General features: G+C 57.7%; 21 protein-coding genes. 12 read left to right on the top strand and 9 right to left on the bottom strand.

What is annotated here, in order from left to right; genetic code table 11:
- Nucleotide 1 precedes the first annotated feature (1 nt).
- From ASD36_RS04435 to ASD36_RS04420, 4 genes are all read right to left on the bottom strand, one after another.
- On the bottom strand, nt 2–841 hold the full coding sequence (locus tag ASD36_RS04435) for an ABC transporter permease (RefSeq protein WP_112834483.1): 840 nt from the start codon (nt 839–841) through the stop codon (nt 2–4).
- Entirely contained in the window at nt 838–1,566 is a 729-nt protein-coding gene (locus tag ASD36_RS04430; RefSeq protein ID WP_060500520.1) for an ABC transporter permease, read from the bottom strand. The genes ASD36_RS04435 and ASD36_RS04430 overlap by 4 nt, the downstream gene beginning before the upstream one ends.
- A 163-nt stretch (nt 1,567–1,729) precedes the next feature.
- A complete protein-coding gene (locus ASD36_RS04425; RefSeq protein WP_060500518.1) occupies nt 1,730–2,512 on the bottom strand; it encodes a transporter substrate-binding domain-containing protein in 783 nt (260 codons plus the stop codon).
- A gap of 28 nt (nt 2,513–2,540) precedes the next feature.
- Nucleotides 2,541–3,314, bottom strand: a complete 774-nt coding sequence (locus ASD36_RS04420) for an ATP-binding cassette domain-containing protein (protein ID WP_060500517.1) — start codon at nt 3,312–3,314, stop codon at nt 2,541–2,543.
- Between the two features lie 210 nt (nt 3,315–3,524).
- Between ASD36_RS04420 and ASD36_RS04415 the strand changes: the two genes are divergently transcribed.
- The 10 genes from ASD36_RS04415 (at nt 3,525) to ASD36_RS04370 (ending at nt 15,004) form a co-directional block, all read left to right on the top strand.
- Nucleotides 3,525–4,403, top strand: a complete 879-nt coding sequence (locus ASD36_RS04415) for an arginine deiminase family protein (RefSeq protein ID WP_060500515.1) — start codon at nt 3,525–3,527, stop codon at nt 4,401–4,403.
- On the top strand, nt 4,400–5,029 hold the full coding sequence (locus ASD36_RS04410; protein WP_060500513.1) for a TetR family transcriptional regulator C-terminal domain-containing protein: 630 nt from the start codon (nt 4,400–4,402) through the stop codon (nt 5,027–5,029). Before ASD36_RS04415 ends, ASD36_RS04410 begins: the two co-directional genes overlap by 4 nt.
- A 19-nt stretch (nt 5,030–5,048) precedes the next feature.
- The gene (locus ASD36_RS04405) at nt 5,049–6,239 is read left to right on the top strand and encodes a pyridoxal phosphate-dependent aminotransferase (RefSeq protein ID WP_060500511.1); all 1,191 of its coding nucleotides are present in this window, start codon (nt 5,049–5,051) and stop codon (nt 6,237–6,239) included.
- Complete coding sequence (locus ASD36_RS04400) at nt 6,236–7,846, top strand: 5-guanidino-2-oxopentanoate decarboxylase (RefSeq protein ID WP_060500509.1); 1,611 nt, start codon at nt 6,236–6,238, stop codon at nt 7,844–7,846. The genes ASD36_RS04405 and ASD36_RS04400 overlap by 4 nt, the downstream gene beginning before the upstream one ends.
- A gap of 149 nt (nt 7,847–7,995) precedes the next feature.
- A complete protein-coding gene (locus ASD36_RS04395; RefSeq protein WP_060508760.1) occupies nt 7,996–8,424 on the top strand; it encodes a hypothetical protein in 429 nt (142 codons plus the stop codon).
- 110 nt (nt 8,425–8,534) lie between these two features.
- Nucleotides 8,535–11,066: a protein translocase subunit SecD gene (gene secD / locus ASD36_RS04390; RefSeq protein ID WP_060500505.1), complete on the top strand. Its 2,532-nt coding sequence runs from the start codon at nt 8,535–8,537 to the stop codon at nt 11,064–11,066.
- 499 nt (nt 11,067–11,565) lie between these two features.
- A complete protein-coding gene (locus ASD36_RS04385; protein ID WP_060501359.1) occupies nt 11,566–11,796 on the top strand; it encodes a hypothetical protein in 231 nt (76 codons plus the stop codon).
- A 151-nt stretch (nt 11,797–11,947) separates the two neighbouring features.
- Nucleotides 11,948–12,412, top strand: a complete 465-nt coding sequence (locus ASD36_RS04380; protein ID WP_060500504.1) for an Rrf2 family transcriptional regulator — start codon at nt 11,948–11,950, stop codon at nt 12,410–12,412.
- A gap of 162 nt (nt 12,413–12,574) precedes the next feature.
- Nucleotides 12,575–13,564: a KpsF/GutQ family sugar-phosphate isomerase gene (locus tag ASD36_RS04375; RefSeq protein WP_060500500.1), complete on the top strand. Its 990-nt coding sequence runs from the start codon at nt 12,575–12,577 to the stop codon at nt 13,562–13,564.
- A 195-nt stretch (nt 13,565–13,759) separates the two neighbouring features.
- The gene (locus ASD36_RS04370; protein ID WP_244481809.1) at nt 13,760–15,004 is read left to right on the top strand and encodes a capsular polysaccharide biosynthesis protein; all 1,245 of its coding nucleotides are present in this window, start codon (nt 13,760–13,762) and stop codon (nt 15,002–15,004) included.
- Between the two features lie 134 nt (nt 15,005–15,138).
- Here ASD36_RS04370 and ASD36_RS04365 read toward each other — a convergent pair whose 3' ends face one another.
- The 5 genes from ASD36_RS04365 to ASD36_RS04345 all read right to left on the bottom strand — a co-directional run bounded on the left by ASD36_RS04365 (nt 15,139) and on the right by ASD36_RS04345 (nt 20,863).
- Entirely contained in the window at nt 15,139–15,930 is a 792-nt protein-coding gene (locus ASD36_RS04365; RefSeq protein ID WP_060500498.1) for an ABC transporter permease, read from the bottom strand.
- Between the two features lie 30 nt (nt 15,931–15,960).
- Nucleotides 15,961–17,256 (bottom strand): hypothetical protein, encoded by a 1,296-nt coding sequence (locus tag ASD36_RS04360; protein WP_060500496.1) that lies wholly within the window; start codon nt 17,254–17,256, stop codon nt 15,961–15,963.
- A gap of 160 nt (nt 17,257–17,416) precedes the next feature.
- A complete protein-coding gene (locus ASD36_RS04355; RefSeq protein WP_060500493.1) occupies nt 17,417–18,577 on the bottom strand; it encodes a polysaccharide biosynthesis/export family protein in 1,161 nt (386 codons plus the stop codon).
- Nucleotides 18,578–18,727: 150 nt separating this feature from the next.
- Entirely contained in the window at nt 18,728–19,771 is a 1,044-nt protein-coding gene (locus ASD36_RS04350) for a polysaccharide pyruvyl transferase family protein (RefSeq protein WP_082511886.1), read from the bottom strand.
- Between the two features lie 15 nt (nt 19,772–19,786).
- Nucleotides 19,787–20,863, bottom strand: a complete 1,077-nt coding sequence (locus tag ASD36_RS04345) for a polysaccharide pyruvyl transferase family protein (protein WP_060500489.1) — start codon at nt 20,861–20,863, stop codon at nt 19,787–19,789.
- A gap of 194 nt (nt 20,864–21,057) precedes the next feature.
- On the opposite strand from ASD36_RS04345, the gene ASD36_RS04340 reads away from it, so the two are divergent.
- Nucleotides 21,058–22,227 carry a glycosyltransferase family 1 protein gene (locus ASD36_RS04340; RefSeq protein ID WP_060500487.1) on the top strand — a complete coding sequence of 390 codons (1,170 nt, stop codon included), beginning with the start codon at nt 21,058–21,060 and terminating at the stop codon, nt 22,225–22,227.
- Between the two features lie 12 nt (nt 22,228–22,239).
- Nucleotides 22,240–22,956, top strand: a complete 717-nt coding sequence (locus tag ASD36_RS04335) for a hypothetical protein (RefSeq protein ID WP_060500486.1) — start codon at nt 22,240–22,242, stop codon at nt 22,954–22,956.
- Nucleotides 22,957–23,065 lie beyond the last annotated feature (109 nt).

Below are 23,065 nucleotides of genomic sequence, written 5' to 3'. Positions count from 1 at the left end.
GTCAGGCACCACGGGTTGGTATGCGATTTTCAAGATAACGGAAGGCGAAGACAAGAATGCCCGTCAGGCACATGTAGATCAATGCCAGCAGCAGAAGCGGTTCGTAGGTGATATAAGTATCCTGCCGCACCTTGGAAATGACGGCATAGACGTCGATGACGGTGATGGTCGCAACCAGCGGCGTTGCCTTCAACTGTAGCACCGTTTCACCGTTGAGTGTCGGCAGCGCCCGGTGGATGGCGCGCGGTAGCCAGATGCGGCGAAACAGTGTCCAGCGGCTCATGCCATAGGCGCGCGCCGCCTCGATTTCGCCCGCGGGAACCCCGGCAAAGGCACCGCGCATGACTTCACCTTCATAAGCCGCAAACGAGATCGTCAGTGCCGCGACACCGTAGGGCCAGGATTCGCGCAGGTATGGCCACAGGAACGACTGGCGGATCGCCGGAAACTGCGGAAACAGCGAACCAAGCCCGTAGTACAGAAGCCAGAGCTGCAGCAACAGCGGCGTGCCGCGAATGATCGTGCAGAAACCCTTCGCCAGTGCCTTCAGCGGCCAGGGGCCGGTGACCTGCACAAGGCCGAGCGGGACGGCGAGAAGAAAGCCGAGGATCGCCGTGCTGAACAGCATGGCAAGCGTCACCAGAATTCCGTTGGCGAGCCGCGGCAGATATTGCGGGATCCAGTCCCAGCGCATGAACCAGACGATACAGAAGACCAACCCGGCCGCGATAGCGAGCAGGACGATGCGATGCGGCTTGAAGAAGCTGTCTGCCGCCGGCAGGTCTTCCGGCGTGATCGCCATGGCATGGGTGGTGACGTCGGTGGTGGGCGTCTCGGTCATGACTGCTCCACGAAGCCGCGCCGTGCCCGGCGCTCGATGATCTTGATGAAGAAGTCGGAGACAAGCGTCAGGATCAGGTAGAGCACACCGGCCGCGCAGAAGAACAGCAGATAGGCCTTGGTCGACCCGGCCGCCTGACGGGTGACCAGCGTCAGTTCGGAGAAACCGACGACGGCAAGAAGAGCCGTATCCTTGGTGGCGATCAGCCAGAGGTTGGAAAGCCCTGGAATGGCGTAGGGCAGCATGGCAGGCAGGGTCACCCGCGTCATCACCTTGGTGGGTGACATGCCGTAGGCGCGCGCCGCCTCGATCTGGCCTGCTGGCACGGCCTTGATCGCGCCGCGCAACACCTCGGTCGTATAGGCGCCTTGCACCACACCGATGACGAAAATGCCGGCGACCAGCCCGCTGATATCGACCTCACCGATTCCGACGAGGCTCAACACATAATTGAGGGCGTCGGTGCCTGCGTAATAGAGAAGCAAGATCAGCACCAGTTCCGGCACGGCGCGCACGATCGTCGTGTAACATTCCATCAGGTCGCGGGTGATCGGGCCGCCATAAAGCTTGCCGCATGCACCGCCGATGCCGAGCAGCAGCCCGAACGCGTATCCGCCGATGGCGATCTGGATGGAATTCAGTAGGCCGCGCAACAGCACGCCACCCCAGCCGGGCGGTTCCAGTGCCAGAAGGCTCCAGTTTATGAAGGATACAGGATCGGCCATGAAACTTGGTCTTTGCCTCGGTGGTTGCCCCTCACCCTAACCCTCTCCCCGCAGGCGGGGAGAGGGGATGACGGAGTTGCCGCAAGTTCCTTCTCCCCGTACAAACGGGGAGAAGGTGGCCGATAGGCCGGATGAGGGGCGTTGAGCCGCTCTGTCGGCCGCATCACTGCCCGTAAACGTCGAAGTCGAAATACTTCTTGGAGAACGTGTCGTAGGTGCCGTTGGCGCGGATTGCCTTGATGGCGGCGTTCAGCTTGGCCTTCAGCTCGTCCTCACCCTTGCGGATGCCGATGCCGACACCGGCACCGAGAATGGCCGGATCATCCTTGACCATGCCCTTCAGGTCGCAGCATTCCTTGCCCTGATCGCTTTTCAGGAATGCGCCGAGCGCGATGCTGTCGGCCTGGACGGCGTCGAGACGGCCGGCGGCGAGGTCGTTGTTGGCTTCGTCCTGCGTCTGATATTCCTTCACGGTCGCGCCGTTTTCACCGAAATACTTGTTGGCATAGACCTGGTGGATGGTCGAAACCTGAACGCCGATCGTCTTGCCTTTCAGACCTTCAGGTGTGGCTTCGAAGCTCTCGCTCTTCGGGCCGATGACGCCGGTCGGAGTGTTGTAGTACTTGTCGGAGAAATCGATGGTCTTCAGGCGTTCCTCGGTGATCGACATCGAACCGATGATCATGTCGATCTTCTTCGAGGTCAGCGCCGGAATGATGCCATCCCAGGCGACCGGCGTGATCACGCATTCAAGCTTGGCTTCCGCGCAGATGGCCTTCTCGAATTCAACTTCCCAGCCTTCCCAGTTGCCCGAGGCATCCGGCGAGGTGAAGGGCGGGTAGGGCTCGGCCGCGAAGCCGACCTTGAGGGGTTCGGCGGCGACGGCGCCGGCGGCAACAATGCCCAGGGCGAGCGACAAGGCGATGGTTTTGAGCGTCTTTTTCATGCTGTTCCCTTTTTTGGTTTTCGTGGTTTCAGTGGATGGAGCTGATGAATTTCTTCAGGCGTTCGGACCTCGGATTTCCAAAGATTTCGTCCGGCGTTCCCTGTTCGTCGATGACGCCATCGGCGAGGAAGACGATGTGGTTGGCAACGTTGCGGGCAAACTTCATCTCGTGGGTGACCAGGATCATCGTGCGCTTTTCCTTGGCAAGATCACCGATGACCGTCAGCACCTCACCAACGAGCTGCGGATCAAGCGCTGAAGTCGGCTCGTCGAACAGCATAACCAGCGGCTGGATCGCCAAGGCCCGGGCGATCGCCGCCCGCTGCTGCTGGCCGCCGGAAAGGAAGGCCGGATAGGCATCGCGTTTCTCGAACAGGCCGACGCGCCGCAAAAGCGCTTCGCCGGTGGCCGTGGCCTCGTCCTTGGATTTGCCGAGCACATGGATCGGAACTTCGATGACGTTCTGGAGGATGGTCATGTGCTGCCAGAGATTGAAACTCTGGAACACCATGCCGAGCTGGGTGCGCAGGCGCTGCACCTGTTTGCGGTCCGCGGGCATCAGGCCGCCGTGACCGTCTTTCTTCATGGCGATGGTTTCGCCATGCACCGTGACCGAACCGGATGTCGGCAGTTCCAGCATGTTGATACAGCGCAGGAAGGTCGATTTGCCCGAACCGCTGCCGCCGATGATGGCGATGACGTCGCCTTCATTTGCAGTCAGTGAAACGCCCTTGAGCACTTCGAGCGGCCCGAAACGTTTGTGGAGGTTTGTGACCGCAATCGCCTGGGCTGGTTTCGTCATGAAAAGTCTGTCCTGTCGAGACAGGTCGCCAAATCTGAACGCATGAAAACAGTTCCCCTGTTTAGTCTGTCGTGCGGCATTTTTGCCTGTCACGCTGTTCCATGAAGCGCATCGTGGCACTTGTGCAGAAATTATTCAACCGTATAATAATTTCGACGCTGCTTTTTTGGCAGCCCCGCCAGATGAATGATTTTCCAACAGGAGTAGACGATGACGGCTTATGGTTCGCAGGAAATGTCGGCCAATCTGACACGCGTGCTGATGCGCCGGCCAGGCGCCAGCCTTGCCGCTGCCGATCCTGCGAAATGGCACTATGGCCCCACCTTTAACGGCGAGAAGGCCGTGCACCAGTATACGGAATTTGCGCGGCTGGTGGAAAAGTCCGGTGCAGAAATCCTCTGGCTGGAGGACAAGGGCGATGGTCTCGCCGATGCCATGTTCACACATGATCCGTCGCTGATGTCCGATCATGGCGCTATCCTCCTGCGCATGGGAAAGCCGCTGCGCGAAAAGGAAACAGCGCTGCACGAAGCGGCCTACAAGGCGGCCGGCATCCCGATCCTCGGCCGCATCGTTTCACCGGGAACCGTGGAGGGCGGCGACTGCATCTGGCTCGATGCCGAAACGCTTGTTGTCGGCCGCGGCGTACGCACCAACGAGGAGGGCATCTCCCAGCTGACGGAAATGCTCGCTCCGCACGGCATCACCGTGCTGGGTTACGACCTGCCGCTCTGGCATGGCGAGGAAGCCTGCCTGCACCTGATGTCGGTGATGAGCCCGCTGTCGCGCGATCTGGCGCTGGTGTTCGCGCCGCTGTTGCCGGCGTCGTTCTACCAACTCCTGAAAGAATGGGGCATCACCCTGATCGAGGCGCCGGCCGACGAGTTTCATGCCAGCAACGGTTTGAGCCTCAACGTGCTGCCGGTCCGGCCGAACGAAGTCATCATGGTCGCCGGTTTCCCCAAGACCAAGGCGGCGATGGAAGCGGCGGGCTGCAAGGTCGAGACCTTCGAGGCTGACGCGCTGTGTATCGCCTGCGAAGGCGGCCCGACCTGCCTGACCCGGCCGGTCCTGCGGCGAGCCGCATGAGCCGCCGGACGTTCCATCGCGCACCGGAGGGAGAGCGGCGGCAGGAGTTGATCGAGGCAACCCTCGATACGATTGCCGAGCTTGGCCTGCGCGGTGCGACCGTCCGCCAGATCGCCATCCGGGCCGGCGTCACCGCCGGTCTCGTACGGCATTATTTCGCGTCCAAGGACCAGATGGTGGAGGAGGCCTATCGCTCGGTGCTCGCCACATTTGCGGCCAAGGCATCCGATGTTTCGGGCGATCCGGGAACACGGCTGAAGCGTTTCATCACGCTCAACCTGACGGCGCCGGTTGCCAATGACCGCAGCCTGTCGCTCTGGGCGTCGTTCATCAGCCAGGTCCGGCTGGATCCGGAGCTTGCCGCCATCCACCGCGAAGGCTATCTCGGTTTCCGCAATGATTTGCAGGGCTTGATCGGCGATTTCCTGAAGGCGAAAGGTCGGCCGTCGGAGGAGGCAGATTGCCGCCGCCATGCGATTGCCATCAATGGCATGATAGACGGGTTGTGGCTGGAAGCCTGCCTTGCCGGCGAGCTTTTCGAAGAGGCCGAGCTTGTGGCAATCGCATTGTCGTCGAGCGAGGCCCTGTTGGGATTGCCGTTTGGCAGGGATGCCGCAATATTTTGACTGAGGGCAGGAGGCTCCTATGCGCTATTCATCGATCACCGACCGTCTGGCCGATCTCGGATCGGAAAAATGGGCGCTGCACATCCGCGCACGGCAGATGCAGGCAAGCGGCACGGAGGTCATCCAGCTGACGATTGGTGAACCCGACATGCCGCCGGATGCCTCGTTGCTGGCTGAAGCACAGCGGGCGATGAATGCTGGACGTTACCGCTATTCCAATGGTCGTGGAGAGCCCTCGGTGGTCAATGCGCTGACCGCCCGCTACGGCAAGCGCCGCGCGGATGTGACGGCGGAAAACGTGCTTTGCTTCCCGGGCACGCAGACCGCGTTGTTTGCGGTCATGCTCGGCCTGGTCGAGGCGGGTGACGGTGTGCTGGTCGGCGATCCGCTCTATGCCACCTATGACGGGGTCATCCAGTCGACCGGCGCTCATCGCGTCACCGTGCCATTGAAGCCCGAGCATGGCTTTCACATGCAGGCCGCCGACCTTGAAAAGGCGATCACCTCGAAATGCCGGGTGTTGCTGCTCAACACGCCGCACAATCCGACTGGTGCCGTGCTGACCGCGGATGAGATCAAGGCGATCGGCGATATCTGCCGCAAGCATGATCTCTGGATCGTCTGCGACGAGGTCTATGAGGAGCTGATCTTCAACGGCCCGTTCGCCTCACCCTTTGACGATCCGGACCTTGCCGAACGCACCATCGTCGTATCGTCGATTTCCAAGTCGCACGCCGCGCCCGGTTTCCGCAGCGGCTGGGCGATCGGCCCCGTTGAATTCGCCAGCCGTTTGCTCCCGGTATCCGAAACCATGCTTTTCGGCGTTCAGCCCTTCATCGCCGACATGACGGCCTATGCGCTGACCCATGAAATCGGCACGTCCGCTGCTATGCGCGCGTCCTACAAGACGCGGGCGGACCTGATCGTCGAGGGGCTGTCGAATGTGCCCGGTATCGTGCCGCTGCCGCCGGAAGCCGGTATGTTCACCCTGATCGACGTGGCAGGCACTGGCCTGACGGGTGAAGCCTTTGCCTGGATGCTTCTGGAGCAGGAGCATGTCGCAGTGATGCCGGGTGCTTCGTTCGGCAATGAGGCGACCTCATTCGTGCGCGTTAGCTTGACGGTGCCGGATACCGTCATTCAGGAAGCCTGCCAGCGCATCACCAAGCTGGCGATCCGGCTGCAGATGCCTAAGGAGCGCCGGGCATGAGCGAGGCACTGAAAACCGTCGGTGAAGTGCTGGTCGATCTGCTTGAGGCCAATGGCGTCGAAGTCGTGTTCGGCATTCCGGGTGTGCATACGGTCGAGCTCTATCGCGGCCTTGCGGCTTCAAAAATCCGCCATGTGACGCCGCGCCACGAACAGGGCGCTGGCTTCATGGCCGATGGTTACGCCCGGGTCAGCGGCAAGCCAGGTGTGGCGCTGGTCATCACCGGGCCGGGACTGACGAATACCATCACAGCGATGGCGCAGGCGCGGCAGGACTCGATCCCGATGCTGGTGATATCAGGCGTCAACCGCCGCGATTCCCTCGGCCATGGCCGTGGACTGCTGCATGAACTGCCTGACCAGCACGGCATGATCAAGACGCTGGCGCTCTATTCGCAGACCTTGCTCAACCCCGCTGATCTTGGTCCCGTGGTCGAGCGCGCCTTTGCCATCCTCACCTCCGGTAGGCCGGGGCCGGTGCATATCGAAATCCCGACCGACGTGATGACGGCGCGCATCAGCACGCCGCCACTCCGCAAAGCGGCGGCGACCCGTCCGCGAGCTGATGCTGAAACACTGCAGAAAGCCGCCATTTTCTGTGGCGATGCGCAACGCCCGGTCATTCTCTGTGGCGGCGGCGCAATCACGGCCGAAGCTGAAATTCGAGAGCTGGCTGAGCGCATCGGCGCGCCTGTTGTCATGACCGTCAATGCGCGTGGCATGCTCGCTGGTCATCCGCTCCGGGTTCCGGCAAGCCCCAGCCTTAAGGCCGTCCGCTCGCTGATTTCCGATGCCGACCTGGTGATCGCACTCGGAACCGAGATGGGACAGACCGACTACGATATGTATGCGGATGGCGGCTTCCCGATCCTCGGAAATCTGATCCGCACCGATATCGACGCAGCACAGCTCGCGCGCGGGCCACATGCAGCGCTTTCCATTTTGTCGGGCGCCAAGGCGGCGATATCCGGCATCCTTGTATTCCTTACCGCAAAACCCGCGGCACGGGCTGCAGAGCGTGCAGCGGCAACCCGCAAGGCAGCGATGGCCGAGCTGACCGCAAAGATGCGGGCGGAAATTGCCGTGATCGACACTATCTATCAAGCCTTGCCGGATGCGGTGATCGTTGGGGATAGCACTCAGGCCGTTTACGCCGGCAATCTCTATTGCGACGCGCCGCGGGCAAAGAGCTGGTTCAACTCAGCAACCGGTTTCGGTGCGCTGGGTTATGCGCCACCAGCAGCTGTCGGTGCGGCTGTGGCTGATCCGGAAAGCCCGGTCATCTGCCTTGTCGGCGATGGGGGAATCCAGTTCTCGCTGGCCGAACTTGGGTCGGCGGCAGATATCAACGCAAATGTGATCTTCACCGTCTGGAACAATGACGGATACCAGGAGATCGAGAGCTTCATGGTTGAATCCGGGATCACGCCGGAAGGCGTAAAGCCATCCGCCCCGGATTTCCTGCTCGCCGCCAGCGCCTATGGCGTACCGGCGGTGCGGCTGTCGAAGGCGGGCGATCTGGGCGCGGCACTGATGGACGCACGCAAACGCGGCGGTCCTTCGCTGATTGAAATCCACCAGACGCGAACCGCTGGGGTCACGGCCTGAGAGCGGCAGCCTCAAGGATGTTCAACGGACGTGACTGATGGTAAGATTTGACTTTGGCGCCGGGCGATGGTTTTTAGGCCCGCTTGCACGGTGAATCGGCGTGCAATTCGGCGACCTGCTGTGAAAATGGCACGCCAACGGGAAGGACAATGTCCTCGATGGGCATGAACGGCAACAGCATCGACAGGAGCCAGGCAGGCAAGCTTTTTGCCGTGCTGTGGATTCTGGCAGCTGCCATTGCCATGCAGTTCGTTGCTTCGGCGCAAGGTTTTTCGTCGCGGTTTGCCACGCAGCAAGGCGCCGGGAATTTCTCCATTCCGGAAAGCGGCACGTCCGATACCGCCCTTTCGCGTCACATCGTACGGGCTTTTCCCGTTGCAGATCTGCGCTTTACCGCTGACAGGGCCGATGGCAAAGCCTCGCCGGGTGGGCCGGGGCCATTGCTGCTTCCGGCACCGGTTTTGGTTGCTACTGTCCTTTACGGCAGCATGTCCCTTGCAGCTTTTTCGGAAGCTGTTCTCACCGCCGCGCCTGGCGGTATTGTTCGTGTACGTGGACCACCTGCGTCCAACGTCTGATAACTGTCCTTGCGGGCAGTCCTAGCGCGTCAGCGCAACATTTCCTTTACGCATCACATCCGCTGTCCTGGGCATTGCCTGAGGAACGCGGACTATAATGGAACCTCAACATGCGCACTTCGAAATGGGCCATTCTGGCCTATGTCGCGGTTACCCTTTTTGGGATACTCGCGGCGCTGCCCAACGTACTGCCGGCCTCGGTCCAGCAGCAATATGCTTCTTTCCTGCCGGTCAAGCCGGTTACGCTCGGCCTTGACCTGAAGGGCGGCTCCCATCTGGTTCTGGAGGTCGATGCGGCCGGCCTGCGGCAAGCGCGTCTTAACACGCTGCTCGACGATATCCGCGGTGCGCTTCGCACCGAACGGCTTCCAACATCCTCGGCTCGCATTGCCGGTGATTCCATCGCCGTCAAGATCCCCGATCAGGCCGATCGCGACAAGATCATGCCGAAGATCCAGGAACTTGCCGTTCCGGCGGGTACGCTCGGCTTCGGTACGGCAACCTCCGATATCGACGTCACGACGGCTGACGATACGATCACCATCAAGCTGACAGAGGCCGGTCTCAGCGAGCGTATGACGGCGGCTGTAGATCAGAGCCTTGAAATCATCCGCCGCCGCGTCGACCAAGTCGGCGTTGCCGAACCGCTGATCCAGCGTGTTGGTTCCGACCGTATTCTCGTCCAGTTGCCGGGCCTGCAGGACCCGACACGCTTGCGCCAGCTGCTTGGCTCGACCGCGCAGATGAGCTTCCATATGGTCGACACGTCGGTCGACCCGAACACCACGACACCGCCGCGCGGCGTTGACATCCTGCCGGGCACCAATGATGGCGCGAAATACGCTGTCGAAAGCCGGGTTGCGATTTCCGGCGAACGTCTCGCAGACGCCAAGGCCGGCTTTAACCAGCAGACCAACGAACCAATCGTTTCCTTCACGTTTGACAGCCAGGGTGCACGTCAGTTTGCCGAAATCACCCGCGATAATGTCGGCTTGCCTTTCGCCATCGTTCTCGACGGCAAGGTTCTGACAGCGCCGCGCATCAACGAACCGATCCCTGGCGGCCAGGGCCAGATCAGCGGTAACTTCACCGCACAGGAAGCAACTGTCCTTTCGGCACTGCTGCGCTCCGGCGCCCTGCCGGCCCCGTTGACCATCATCGAAGAACGCTCCGTCGGTCCAAATCTCGGTTCCGACTCCATCCGCATGGGTGTCTATACCGGTCTTGCCGGCTTTGCCGCCGTCGTCGTTATGATGCTGGTGCTCTACACATCCTGGGGTGTGATCGCCAATATCGGCCTCGTCCTGCACACCGTATTGACGATCGCCGTGCTCGGCATGCTGGGTTCGACGCTGACGCTTCCCGGTATTGCCGGTATCATTCTGGGTATCGGGATGGCCGTCGATGCCAATATTCTCATCAACGCCCGTATCCGTGAGGAGACGGCGGCTGGCGCGGGTGCGATGAAGGCCCTCGATGTCGGTTTCAACAAGGCATTTGCCACAATCGTTGACGGCAACGTGACGACGCTGGTTGGCACCATCCTGCTCTTCATGTTCGGCACTGGCCCGGTCCGCGGCTTCGCCATCACCATGATGATCGGTATCGTCATCTCGATGTTCACCTCGATCACCGTCGTACGCCTGATGATGTACCAGATGGTTGTGCGTCAGAAGCTAAAGAAGATCGAGATCCATTCGATCTTCGGCAAGGTTCCTGCGATCCCGACTTTCTCGTTCATGCGCGGCCGTTACGTTGCGATCGGCATGTCGGCGTTCCTGTCGACCAGCTCTGTCGTGCTGTTCTTCACGCCTGGCCTCAACTACGGCATCGACTTCGTCGGTGGTATTCAAGTCGAGGCAACCTCGCAGACGCAGCTCGACCTTGGCGCATTGCGGCCCAAGCTCGAGGAATTGAACATTGGTGAAGTGGCGCTGCAGGATTTCGATCAGGGCAAGTCGGTTCTGATCCGCGTCCAGCGTCAGCCGGGCGGTGAGGCGGAGCAGACGGTTGCTCTGAACGCCATCAAGGGTGCCGTCGCTGAGGCCATCCCGGGTGCTGCTTTCGAGCGTACCGAAGTGGTCGGGCCGACCATCAGTGCGGAATTGGCGCGTTCGGGCTTCCTCGCCGTCGGCCTCGCGATGGTGGCGATCCTGTTCTATATCTGGTGGCGCTTCGAGTGGCATTTCGCGGTGGGTGCAATCGTTACCCTTATCCTCGACATTACGAAGATGATCGGTTTCTTTGCGCTGACGCAGATCGACTTCAACCTGACGGCTATTGCGGCGGTGCTGACGCTGATTGGTTACTCGGTCAACGACAAGGTCGTCGTCTATGACCGTATGCGTGAGAACCTGCGTAAGTACAAGACGATGCCGTTTACCGACCTGATCGACCTGTCTATCAACCAGGTGGTGATGCGATGCATCTTTACCTCTGTCGCTATTCTCGCGTCGCTGTTGCCGATGGCGATCTGGGGTGGCGATCCGGTGAAGCCTTTCGCCTGGCCGATGGTGTTCGGCGTCGTCGTTGCGACAACTTCGTCGATCTATATCGGTGGCCCGATCCTTCTGTTCCTCAGCCGTTGGTGGAAGGACCGCGAGGCGACCCGCGCACCGGGAACCGAGCTCGCCAAGAGCTGATCGGTCTCTCAATGGAAAAAATCAAAAGGGCAGCTTCGGCTGCCCTTTTTTCGTCTCATGGAGAGCCTACATAATGGCGGTGAACGCGATTCGGATTTCTACGAAAACTAGATTTTCATTCTACGATGTCCCGGATCATGAACAAGCCTTGCTTCGTTTGGCTGGAATGACGAATGAAGTAGTATTATTTTTCGCAGGTAGACAAATTTAATTGACTAAATTTGTGGTCTACCATATTTTGTGGTTATTCGCTGATGGCAGGAGCCAGAGCGGAGACCTGTAACACGCCCGGGAGCATCCCGCCGGGCCTTTGCCGAAGGAGAGAGCCATGTCTGACAATGCCCGCATAGCCACTTTCCGCGGCAAACATTCCCATTGTCGCACAACGAAAGACCTTTGCATTCGCACCTTCTGGCGAATGTGAATTCTACGCAGTCTTTTCCTTGAATGTTGCACGATTTGAATGATCCGCGCCAAGGCGCGGCAGGAGCATTATCCCATGAGCAAGCAGGTTATAGAATTCGGCGGGGAAGCTGTCGGTGTCGTGGTTCCGGATGCGGGCCGGTTGAAGTTCGTCGCTGTCAAATACCATGTCTGGGATCTCGACTCACGGCATTTTCGTTCGGCCGACGAGGCGAGGGCAGCCGTTCGCCAGTTGATGGTTTCGCAGCGTTCTCCGCTGCCGGTATCGGCATCTTTGGTCACACCCGCCGCCTACGCGGCGGCGTGAGGCATAAATATTCCGCAGAAACCGCAGTTTGGCCATTTTTTCACTAAATCGGTATATTGGCACGGCTTCCCATGTGGTATGCCGGGTCATGTGATGGCAATCTGCAGACAGGCGCGGTTTCAGTGCCTGTTTGTTCAAAGAGCGAACTGCGATGCTGACCAAAAAGGGAAAATACGGATTGAAGGCGCTGGTCGATCTGGCGCGGCTTGATCCGGGCGAGACAGCCTTCATTACCGAGATCGCAAGCCGGAACAATATCCCGAAGAAGTTTCTCGATACTATTCTGTTGGAACTGCGAAACGCCGGCATCCTGCGCTCGAAAAAGGGGCCTGGTGGCGGTTATTCGCTGTCGCGGCCGGCATCCGAAATCCGCATCGGGCAGGTTGTGCGAACGCTGGACGGCCCACTGGCGCCGATCCGCTGTGCCAGCCGTACGGCTTACGAAGTTTGTGACGATTGCAACGATCCGGATACTTGTGAAGTTCGCCGGTCGATGACAACGGTGCGCGATGCCATCGCTGATATTCTCGATACGATGACGCTGGAAGCGTTTATCAGCAATCCGGGCCAGATGATCCTCGGGGAAGACGAAATCATAGCGCAGCGCGCAAGCTGATCCGCAGGTACCCTTCCACGCTTCCCAGGGTTGGTGGTTTTTCCTGTTTTGTCAATAACGAACGCAAATTGGCCGTTTTGGTTTGATCTGAGAGCGCTCTGGTTATAACCGGATGCCTCGTTGTGGTTTGGAGCGGTACTTATGGGTCTCAGGCAAGTCGATATGAACACTCCTCTGGAAGGTATTGTCATTGAATCGCTGAAGCGATCGATCGCGACGGCGGTTGACGGCATCAGCGCCTTTGCAACCCAGTTTTCCGCCGATCCGGCACTTTCGCGCAGTCTGGTTGATGCTGTTGAACTGATCGCAGGGGGCCGTGGCCGCGTGGTCGTTTCCGGGGTTGGCAAGAGTGGCCATATCGGCCGCAAGATCGCTGCAACCATGGCATCGACCGGGACATCCGCCTATTTCGTGCATCCGACAGAGGCCAGCCACGGCGACCTCGGCATGATCACGTCCGAGGATCTGCTTATCCTCTTGTCTTGGTCTGGCGAAACCGTCGAGCTTGGCAACATGCTGGCCTATGCCAAGCGTTTCAATGTTCCCGTCGTCTCGGTCACATCCAATGCCGAAAGCCTGCTGGCGCGCAACTCCAGCGTCGCCATCACGCTGCCGAAGGTGCAGGAAGCGTGTCCGCACGGACTGGCGCCAACCACTTCGGCGATGCTGCAGTTGGCCGTGGGCGACGCTCTGGCAATTGCTCTTCTTGAGCGGCGCGGGTTCTCCGCGCAGGACTTCAAGACATTCCACCCTGGTGGCAAGCTCGGTTCGCAGCTTCTTCTCGTTCAGGAGTTGGCGCATGATGGCGATGCGATCCCGCTGTTGCCGCTTGGCAGCGCGATGGGCGACGCGGTTATCCAGATGTCGTCGAAAGGTTTTGGGGTCGTTGGAATCACCGACGACACAGGTAAGCTCGTTGGCGTGATCACCGATGGTGACCTGCGCCGCCATATGTCACACGATCTGCTGCTTGAGACCGTTGATACGGTCATGTCACATAGTCCACGGGTTATCAAAGGTAGCTCGTTAGCAAGCGCTGCCATGGAAATCATGCAGGCACAGAAGGTAACCGTACTCTTCCTTGTGGACGATGCCGGGCTGCCGAGTGGAATACTCCATATCCACGATCTGTTGCGCGCTGGTGTCGCCTGAATTGAAGACGCAGGCTTGGTGAGCAGGGTTTCCAGCCGTTGGCTTTCGATGGTATTGATTCTGCTCCTTTGAAGAGATGGGTTCGGAAAATGGCCTTGCGAGCAGATGCCCTTGTCTGAGCAACACCAACCCGCGAATTTGCATTCTGAGCAACCGTTCGCTGGCGAGGTGCCTGCTGTGTCTCAACCGCCCAAGATGATTACGACCTATGCGTTTCATATCCACGGTTGGAAACAGGAGCTTTTCAAGCGCTATTTTCCCGATCGGGCATTTGTTTTCGTTCCGATGTATGCGCGTGAGTCCGATTTTGAGGGCTGGGCGGCTCGAATTCTTCGTGAGGCCGATCCTCAGATTTTCGTCTGGAGCTTGCGGGCGCCAAAGAGGCTCAAGTCCTTCGCGCTAGAGCATGATATCCCGGTCTTCTACATTGAAGACGGCTTCATCCGTTCGGTCGTGGCCAATGCCAGCCGCACCCCGCCTTTGTCCCTCGCACTTGACCAGGGTACGGCCTATTTCGATTGCCGCGAACCATCCGATCTGGAGCGGTTGCTTTGCTGCTATGATTTCGATGGCGCGCCGGAGCTTCTGGCGCGTGCATCGGCGGGCATCCGGTTCCTGCTCGACACCGGCGTCAGTAAATACAACAGCGGCGCCAGGGCCGATCTTGATCGCCTCTATGGTCCGAAATCTGGAAAGCGCGTCCTGGTGATTGGTCAGGTCGAGGACGACGCATCCATTCAATTTGGCTGCCTCTCCCCCGTGACGAACAACGATCTGGTGCGCTTGGCGGCCAGGGAGAACCCGGGCGCGCAGATTATCTACAAGCCGCATCCGGATATTCTCAACCGCGTTCGTCTTGCCCAATCCGATCCTCAGGATGTTCAGCATCTTTGCCAGATAATTAAGCAACCTCTCTCGCTAAGTCAGGCATTCGAAACAGTCGATCACGTCTATACAATCACCTCGCTCGCCGGCTTCGAGGCCCTGCTGCGAGGTTTGAAGGTGACCGTCTATGGCTGCCCGTTCTACGCTGGCTGGGGACTGACCGACGATCGCCAGCCAAATGATCGCCGCGGGCGCGCCCTTAGCATCGAAGCGTTGTTTGCCGGTGCCTACCTTCTCTATCCACGATACTTTGATCCTCAGAGCGGAAAGAGCCTCTCATTTGAGGAAACGGTGGAGGGGATATCTCGGTACTTCGCAACAAGAAGAGAGCCCGATCTGCCGCGGCACTCCCCTGGTCCCAAGTGGCGGGCGTGGGGCCCCTATGGCGTTCTTGGCTGGAGGCATTTGATAACACCGCTCTTGGCAATGATCGTCTCCAAAATTGGCAACAGTCATGACGCGGCGATATTCCGCCAGGATCCGATCCTGTTCTTCCGGGAGTTGTCCAATCCAAGGTTTCGGTTGATCGGCCGCATCATCTATCCGTTTGGATAGGTATCTCATCCGCGATATGAAGCCGGAACGGAGCGGGCTTCCTGAACCGCTTCAACGCAACGGGATGCCGGTCATGTTAATCGCATGTCGCTCTCGTGGAGGAGTCGCTGGATCATCTCAGTTTGGTTGAGCGTTCAATGGCCATGGGCTCGATGGTTTCGAAGCGTTCTCTCAAGTGCCAGACCCAGTATCATCACGACACAGGTCCAACCGAGCATGTAGTTCATCGATATCATATGCGTTGGGTATGTCGGGTAAAAAGCCGTACGGAACAAAGCCACAAAGTGCATGATCGGGTTGTAGGACAATATATTCTTAATCTGCGGTGGCATGTATTCCGGGATGTAAAATACCGCACTGAAGAAAATCTGAACGCGCGAAAACATGCCCCAAATGAATTTCCACAAAGGAAACAGGAAAATCAAAAACGAATTGATCAGGCCGATCCCGAAGGCAAAAAACGAAATCAGAACTATAAACTGAACGAGGGGTACCGGGTTGAAGGGTACTGCATAGCGCGACATGTCGAAGGCGGCGATCAGCGCGAAAAAGCCGATGAAAGCCAGCGTAAAGGACAAGAACTCCACAAATCCACGTGCAATTGCGTAATCGATGGCTTCAATAAACGGGATGCTAGTGACCGCTTTTGCCGACTCCAGCGCGGAAGATGTTCGTATACTTATGCTTCGGAAGAACAGAACGGGAAGAATGCCGGTGGTGATGAACAGCAGGAGGCTGTCTCCAATAAGGAGATGCCGTCCCAGAAACTTAAAAATGATAAAATGCGCGACGATGAAGACGACGGCCTCAAGCAGGTCGAACAACTGCGAGAAAGCGTGCTTGCTGTTACGCAGCCTGACCTCTCGGATCGTCAGCGCGCTGACAATCCGCATCTGCCGGGAAAGGCCGAGCGCGAGTGAATTCATGGATGCAATCCCAACTCAAGTCCACCCTGCTCAAGCATGGTCGCGGATGCTGTAATAGATCAGCGTCGATACTACCCAGATGCCGATGGCTGACAGGAACACAAGCAACGTATCGACAAAAACGCGGGGGTAAGACGCAATCTGCGCCAGGCTCGGCTGGACATAGGTTGCCAGATAGGTCTGGTTGTTGTTGGCGCGCATGCGCGCTTGTTCGTAATTCGTGAGAGACGATTCATACAGTTTCGTGGCGATTTCCACATCGGTCTGCAGCTGGTCATACTTTGTGACGCGCTGGGCATCGTCCAGGTTGCCGGATGTCGAGCCATCGCCACTTGATATCTGTGTCTTCAGATTTCCGATCTGCTCGCGGGCGGCTGCAATCTGGTTCTTGAGGACCGTCAGGCGCGGCGACGTCGGATCCATATAGCTCGACAGTGCCGAATACTGCCCTTCCAGATCGGCGAGGTCGCCGCGCAGTTTGTTGTTCAAAAGGATTTTTCCTTCAGCCTCTTTTCTGATGTCGATGCTTTTCTGACCGGAGCGCAACTCCGTTTCGCTTTGGCGAACCTCCTTCAGACGCGCTTCAGCGCGATCGAGCTCACCCTTGGAAAAGGCCATCTGGCTCTGTCGCGCCTTCTCGGAGATATCATTCACCAGCTGCTCACAGAGTGCTTGCAAAGCGGCGGAAATCTTATGAGCGTCCTCTGGCGAAAAAGCCGTGACTTCGATCACGTTGATGCCTGTCATGATATCGTAGCTCGTCGATACGCGTTTGCGCCAATAATCCACGAGCCGTTCGAGAGACGCTCCTTCGGAGAGGCGGGAAAAGCCATCAATGCTGGCTTTCGAATAAATTTCCTGCAGGCCGATTTTTTTCTCCAGGGCGTCGACTGCATCGCGGCTCAACGCGTAATCGGAGACGATATAACTGTTCGACATGGCAAGCGCCGCGTCTGCCGCGATCGTGGAAGAGGCGGCGGCTCCGTCGGTCGGGCGAACAGAGAAACGGAACTCGGACATATATTGGGGAGACGCGACAAAGGCAAAATAAAGAGCGCCGATGATCGTCGGCAGGACGACCATCAGGAAAAAGGAAATCGCGGTGGCGGAGAGGCCACCCTTGGCCTTGGCGACCATCCCGGTTATGCGCGCCGACTTGTACGTTACGGTCGTCTTGCGTGGAAATTGCTTCGGAAGAACAACGGGCGCTGCGCCGGGTTGCTGACGCATTGGCCTCACTTCGTCGAGCCTTAAAACCAACGCGCCGGTATCCTCCGAGCGTGCTTTCGATTTATCGAGCTTTGCCGCCCCGGACATGTCCTTCAAACTTCATCTCCTGAATTGAGCGCCTAGCCTGCTCCGAGCAGGCCTCATACCACGGATTCATAATTCGAAAAAGTGCATCAGACGAGGAGCCCCATCGGCACAGCCGATGGGGCTCTAAACACAACAACTAGGCAGCTTTAAGATGACGCCTTTTCAGGCGTTAGTCCCTCAGATCGGATAGCGTATTCGAGACAGATGCTGCCTGCGCAATCGGTGCCGCCGTCGAACTGACCAGAGTGGCAAATTTGCGCACTTCGGCAAGCGACGAATTCGCAATGTAAATCAGATCGCGGTTACGTAGGGTAAACCCTTTTAACAGGAAGAAACCGCTCGGATCGGTCAAATCGACCTGGTAGATAACGTTCGCTGTCGGGCCGTATGACGAAAAGTCCTTTCCCGGCATGAGGCGACGAAGCAGCTTTGTCGATTCCGTGCGATAGATAAAGATACCCTTTGCATTCGCCCGTTCGTCGTTCAGGCCGCCAACCTTTGCAAGTGCCTGGTTCAGGTAAAGCTGCGATTCGTCGAATTGCACCGAGGCATTGGCGGTCGAAGCTCCAAAGACCGTAAAGCTGCGAGGCTGGCGGATGAGTGCCACGACGTCGTCCGATTGGACATAGATATTCTCGCTGGGATCGGAAATGAGGCGTTCCATCGGAATGGTTTCTGTCCGTCTGCCTCGTGTGATCTGTACGGAAAGCTGATGGGATTCCATACGCGGCCCGCCAGCTATGGCGATGACGTCCAGTAGTTTCTCGCCGCGCGGGGAGAGGGGGACTCGCCCGCTGTTTGCGACTTCCCCAGTTACGGTGACCGTGTTGGAAACGTTCTTTATAACGCTGACGAGAACCTGCGGCTGAACGGCCATGCGAACGAGGGCCTGCTCGACCAGTTCCTTTACTTGGTCCGGCGTCTTGTTTGCTGCTTGGATGACACCTGCATATGGGACACTGATCGTCCCGGCTTCCGAGACCGGCTGCTCCGGAATCTGCGTTCCGCCGCCGCGACCTGCGCCGCTTGAGAACAGACCGTCAGGCGATGCTTCCCATATGGAAATCGCCACCGTGTCGCCAACGCCAATCAGCGCCGAGCTCCGCTTCTTGTTATTTCCCAGTGACGCCGCGAGTTGCTGGTCGGAGTTCTGATCCAGAGCCGCAACGACGTTGGAGTTCACATTGATTAGCGTGTATGGCGCATACTGTTCCTTGGCTTCCGCCGCGATCTTGTTCGCGCTCGGACCCGAACTTGGCATCGTACAGGACGACAATGCAATACAGAGCGCAATCAACGAAATTTTGGTGAATTTGTCCAAATGCCCCATGGTAACCCTGCACTGCCGGCTCTTATCCAAGCCCATTTTCAAACTCGATTTGCGTCTTGGATATCGCACCGTCAGCGTCCAGACAATGACATTGCCTGACGAAAGAACAGGTTTGAGTTAAAGGCGACACACAACATCAACGAAGACCGATCAATAACGGTTTTTTTGCAACACTTCTGATGGACACCGCCACACCTTGTCCTCGAAGCGGACCGCGCGAGGCAGGGGAAACGCATTGAAAAGTGCCTCTCCGGAGTAATCCAGTGGCTGCCAATGTGTATCGATGAATGCCATTGCCTTTTCCCAGTCCGTTTCCTCATGAAGCGGATGTAGATAGCTCAACACCGAATCCCGCTCTGCGCCGCCGTAGAAATCGATCATGCGATGATCGATTGCCCGTGATCCGTCGATCGGCAGAGAGCCGGACTCGCCCCGGTTGGTTGAGAACCAAGCGCACGGGATGTTGTACGTCTCAGCAATGACCAAACCATGAAGACTGGTGGAAAGAATGCGGCGGCAGGAGACTATTTCCTCAATCTTGTCGCGCATGCCGGTCAGGTTGGCGTCGGTATAAGTATTGATTATCCTAATATTTTCCGCGAGTTCGGGCGGGATATTATAACGCGTGAGATTTTTGCGAACAGTGGCTCGCGCTGTGGGTTCGTCCAGTTCGGAAATATGGACGATGACGCCCAGTTCATATTTTTTCTTGAGATCGGTAAAAGGAAAGAGACGTGGCAGGAACCAGACGGGGTCGCCGAAAATGTCGGGCACTTCCACGCCAAGCCTGCGCAATCCCATCGCCGTCTGCTTTCCCCGCACAGCGTGAACGACCAATGTGGTGTCTTCCGGTACCTGATACGCCCCAACGGCGCCGGTCGGCCCGCGGTTCAAATCAAAGCCAGTACCCCAGATATGCACTTTTCCACCGCTCTGTGCATGGCCTATGGTGCCGACTGCAGCCATTCTCTCTTCAGAATGATTGAAGGCTGCGGGCTTGATTTCCAACCCCGACATGGCGGACACCATCACGGCGCTCAGGGCGTCGCCGAGGTTCGCATCCGGATGCTGTTTGGTGGACCAGACCCAGGACAACCGGATCCTTTTTTGTCGACCTGATCGTTCCTTGGAGAACACTCCTGCCGCCGGAGGAATTTCCAAGCGCAACAAGCGTTTGACAGTTTTTAATCCCATGGAGACAAACACCCTCTATCGCAGCCGCCGGAAAAGCCGTGCAAGCGGGCCGCGTTTGGCGCGTTCGGCAAGGCTGGGTTCCCGGCCAACTGGTACGGCACGAATCAAGGGGTGATCAAATGCGCTGCCCGTCGGACCCTTTTCCAACATGGACGATGAAGGAAGTGGGAAGGATTCAATGAGCGGATCTTCGTCGAGGTATTTCTGTTCCCAGACGCGGTCAATTGTCCGGATCAGTGTCTCCCAGTCCGTTTGCTCATTGCGCGGCTGATACCATACATCAAGCTGGTTCAGCCCGAGGCCACGGTAGAGATCCACGAATCTGAGGTCAAGTCCTTCCTCAAGCGTCAGGTCGATCCGCCCCAATCCCGGTGTTCTGGACCTCGGGGAGAAATAAAGGCAGGGAATGCCATAGGATTCGGCGAACACCATGCCATGGAGGCTTGTCGAGACGATCCGCTTGCAAGCCAGAATCTCGTCGAGCCGTTCTCTCAGGCCCTCTATTGAGACGGGCGTTACCGTATTGATCAGCTTCACTGTTTGCCGGTCGGCGCTGTCAATGCCGTGACGAAGCGTATCCGCCTTCGGATGCGCTTCATGCTCCCGGTCCGCCAGTTCCGACAGGTGCAGAATCACACCCAGTTCGTAGGTCTTTTCCTTAGGAGCCTCGTGAAAGCGCGGCAGAAGCCACAAAGGGTCGCCATAAACTGCGGGGCCGGTTGCATCAGGCGTCAGAATCCGCCGGCTGAACGGCCCGCGTGTTGCATAGGTGTGAAACCGGGTATCGGCGGGCCGGGTGTAAGGAATCTTCGGTTGTTCCGACTGATTGGGATTGGCGCTTGGAGACGTTCCCGTTCCCCAGAAGGATACATTACCACCCGCAAACATATGGCCGATCGTGCCGACTGCCGCCAGTCTCACGGTGTTCGACTTCGTGGCTGTATGAGTGACCGGTAAACCCGACATCATGGAGACGATGACGGGAGAAAGGGCGTCGCCCAGGTTGAGGTAGTTCTGATCTTTGCGGGTGGTAACCCACGACAGGGGGATCGCTTTTTCGGAGCGAATGATATCAAGGAGTTCTTGCGACAAATTTCACCATACTGGCTTACGATAAAGGCTTCAGATACATTCCCCTGAAGATGCCATCGCCGTTTCAGTTACGGCGGCCTATACCACACGGCTTTAATGTGCGAAAGTGGCGCAGGTGCAACCCGATATAAAGTCCTGTTCGCCCATGAACAGCATTTGGCGCGGGTGAGAATAGTCGGGACCTGTAGGCATAAATGTATCGTCTTTCTATGCGGCCTCTTTCGATTGAAACGCCGCGTGTTCTTTTTGATATTTCGCGGCTTGTCCGCAGTTACGGAAAATCCTTCGGCACAGGCGTGGATCGTATCGACCTGGCAATCGGTCTGGACCTTTTCGAGCGATTTGGCGCCAAATGTCATTTTGTTTATGCCGGCCCCCATGGCGTCTGCATTCTGCCGCAGGATTTCGGAGAGGCCGTTCTTGAACACCTTCGGTATGGCTGGAACGATGATGCCGTGCTCAAAGAAAAAGAGAGCCCCCTTAGCAAGTTCCGGCTGAAGAACGAGCCTTTCGTTCGGAATTTCCTGCCCCTGAGTGGAAAGATAATATCCGAACAAACGACCTATGTGGTGGCTTCGCATTCGGGTGTTGGGAAGATCAAAGGAGCGATGCGGCGTCTCGATCCGCATCGCAAGATGCAACGCCTTATTTATATTCACGACCTCATTCCCATCGAATATCCGGAATACCAGCGGCCTGAAACGAAGCAGCAATTCCTCGATTTTCTGAAAGAACTGACGGATGCTCCGGTGATCGCCGTCAGCAATTCGTGGGATACGCATCGACGTGTCTTGGCATTCGCGTCGGCGAACGGCTGGACTTTGAAAGCGACGGACGTCGTCGTGCCGACACTGGATTTCCAGCGTGCACTAGAAAGACCCTTAGCGCCGCACGTGAAAGCGTTTCTGGAGAATAGGGGGCCGTTCTTCATTGTGCTCGGCACGATCGAGCCCAGAAAAAACCACCTTCTTCTGCTGCAGGTGTGGCGTGAATTGGCGCAGCGGGAAGGTTCGCCACGTCTGTGCATTATCGGAAAACTCGGCTGGGAAAATGAGAATGTAGTAGACATGCTGGAGCGCTGCGAGGCGATTAGGGACTCGGTCTTCGTGTTTTACGGCCTTTCGGATTTTGACGTTCAGACGATGTTGCAACAGGCAAGTGCTCTTCTGTTTCCGTCCTTTGCTGAGGGGCTCGGCATTCCCATGTTGGAGGCAGCGGCTCTTGGTGTCCCCTGCATAGCGTCCGATATTCCTGTGTTTCGGGAGGTTGGTCCACCTGGTACGACTTTTCTGAATCCCCTGGACGGGATCGGTTGGCTCGCAGAGATTGCCGCAAGAGCAGGCGGGCATAGAGATAGCCGATGAGAGGCGGATGCGATGATCGAGTTTATTAATGTTCACAAGACGCTGAGGCAGAAGTCCCACCGGACCAAGGTGCTGGAAGGGGCGAATGCTGAATTCAGACCGGATCGTCTGACCGGCATCCTTGCGCCGCCGCGCAGTGGAAAGACTGTTGTCGCTAATCTGATGACGGGAAAGCTGCGGCCCGATATTGGCAGAGTGCGGCGATCGTCGCTTGTCTCGTTTCCAGTGGCTTCTGGCGGCGTTTTCAACGGGGCACTGACCGGCCGCGAAAATCTGGCCTTTCTATGCCGTGTCTTCGGTTTCGACCCGGTTCCCATTATCCGGTTCGTGCTGGATTTCACGGGAATAGGGAAATCGATCGACAAGCCATTCAAGCATCTTAATCGGGATGAACGCACAAAGCTTCTGTTCACCTCCTGTTATGCCATCCCTTTTGAGACCTATATTGTCGATGAGAGCATCATCGGTGGACGTGGGGCATTCAGAGCCCAATGCGAACAACTTGTTTTGGACCGCATGCAGTCGGCGGGCTTTCTTATGGTGACTTCCTCACCGAGCTTGTTGAAGAAATATTGCAGTGATTTTTTTATCATTGACGATTTCATGCTTCGAGAAGTCGATTCTGCCGAAGAGGCGGAAAACTGGTTCGGAAAGGATAAACTCAAGGACGGTGCCGGAGAACTCGAGCATGTCGCGGATGGCGAAGACAACGATGTGATTCCGGTATAACTGCAAATGGCTGTCTTCAGCCGCCTTGCTGCTTGTATTTTTTTGTCAGAAAACCGAGAGACCGATCGGGTTGTTTCCGCCGGAACATCGCATTGCGCTTGAAGGTACA

The sequence above is a fragment of the Rhizobium sp. Root1334 genome, from assembly GCF_001426665.1.
GTDB lineage: Bacteria > Pseudomonadota > Alphaproteobacteria > Rhizobiales > Rhizobiaceae > Pararhizobium.
This window is presented reverse-complemented; position numbering and strand designations above follow the sequence as displayed.

Bases quoted from the DNA above. Each gene is read 5' to 3' on its own strand.
- ASD36_RS04425 (WP_060500518.1), bottom strand. From the start codon at position 2,512: ATGAAAAAGACGCTCAAAACCATCGCCTTGTCGCTCGCCCTGGGCATT.
- ASD36_RS04410 (WP_060500513.1), top strand. From the start codon at position 4,400: ATGAGCCGCCGGACGTTCCATCGCGCACCGGAGGGAGAGCGGCGGCAG.
- ASD36_RS04365 (WP_060500498.1), bottom strand. From the start codon at position 15,930: ATGAATTCACTCGCGCTCGGCCTTTCCCGGCAGATGCGGATTGTCAGC.
- ASD36_RS04370 (WP_244481809.1), top strand. From the start codon at position 13,760: ATGATTACGACCTATGCGTTTCATATCCACGGTTGGAAACAGGAGCTT.
- ASD36_RS04430 (WP_060500520.1), bottom strand. From the start codon at position 1,566: ATGGCCGATCCTGTATCCTTCATAAACTGGAGCCTTCTGGCACTGGAA.
- ASD36_RS04340 (WP_060500487.1), top strand. From the start codon at position 21,058: ATGTATCGTCTTTCTATGCGGCCTCTTTCGATTGAAACGCCGCGTGTT.
- ASD36_RS04420 (WP_060500517.1), bottom strand. From the start codon at position 3,314: ATGACGAAACCAGCCCAGGCGATTGCGGTCACAAACCTCCACAAACGT.
- ASD36_RS04335 (WP_060500486.1), top strand. From the start codon at position 22,240: ATGATCGAGTTTATTAATGTTCACAAGACGCTGAGGCAGAAGTCCCAC.
- ASD36_RS04375 (WP_060500500.1), top strand. From the start codon at position 12,575: ATGAACACTCCTCTGGAAGGTATTGTCATTGAATCGCTGAAGCGATCG.
- ASD36_RS04380 (WP_060500504.1), top strand. From the start codon at position 11,948: ATGCTGACCAAAAAGGGAAAATACGGATTGAAGGCGCTGGTCGATCTG.
- secD (WP_060500505.1), top strand. From the start codon at position 8,535: ATGCGCACTTCGAAATGGGCCATTCTGGCCTATGTCGCGGTTACCCTT.
- ASD36_RS04405 (WP_060500511.1), top strand. From the start codon at position 5,049: ATGCGCTATTCATCGATCACCGACCGTCTGGCCGATCTCGGATCGGAA.
- ASD36_RS04395 (WP_060508760.1), top strand. From the start codon at position 7,996: ATGTCCTCGATGGGCATGAACGGCAACAGCATCGACAGGAGCCAGGCA.
- ASD36_RS04415 (WP_060500515.1), top strand. From the start codon at position 3,525: ATGACGGCTTATGGTTCGCAGGAAATGTCGGCCAATCTGACACGCGTG.
- ASD36_RS04400 (WP_060500509.1), top strand. From the start codon at position 6,236: ATGAGCGAGGCACTGAAAACCGTCGGTGAAGTGCTGGTCGATCTGCTT.
- ASD36_RS04350 (WP_082511886.1), bottom strand. From the start codon at position 19,771: ATGGGATTAAAAACTGTCAAACGCTTGTTGCGCTTGGAAATTCCTCCG.
- ASD36_RS04355 (WP_060500493.1), bottom strand. From the start codon at position 18,577: ATGGGGCATTTGGACAAATTCACCAAAATTTCGTTGATTGCGCTCTGT.
- ASD36_RS04385 (WP_060501359.1), top strand. From the start codon at position 11,566: ATGAGCAAGCAGGTTATAGAATTCGGCGGGGAAGCTGTCGGTGTCGTG.
- ASD36_RS04435 (WP_112834483.1), bottom strand. From the start codon at position 841: ATGACCGAGACGCCCACCACCGACGTCACCACCCATGCCATGGCGATC.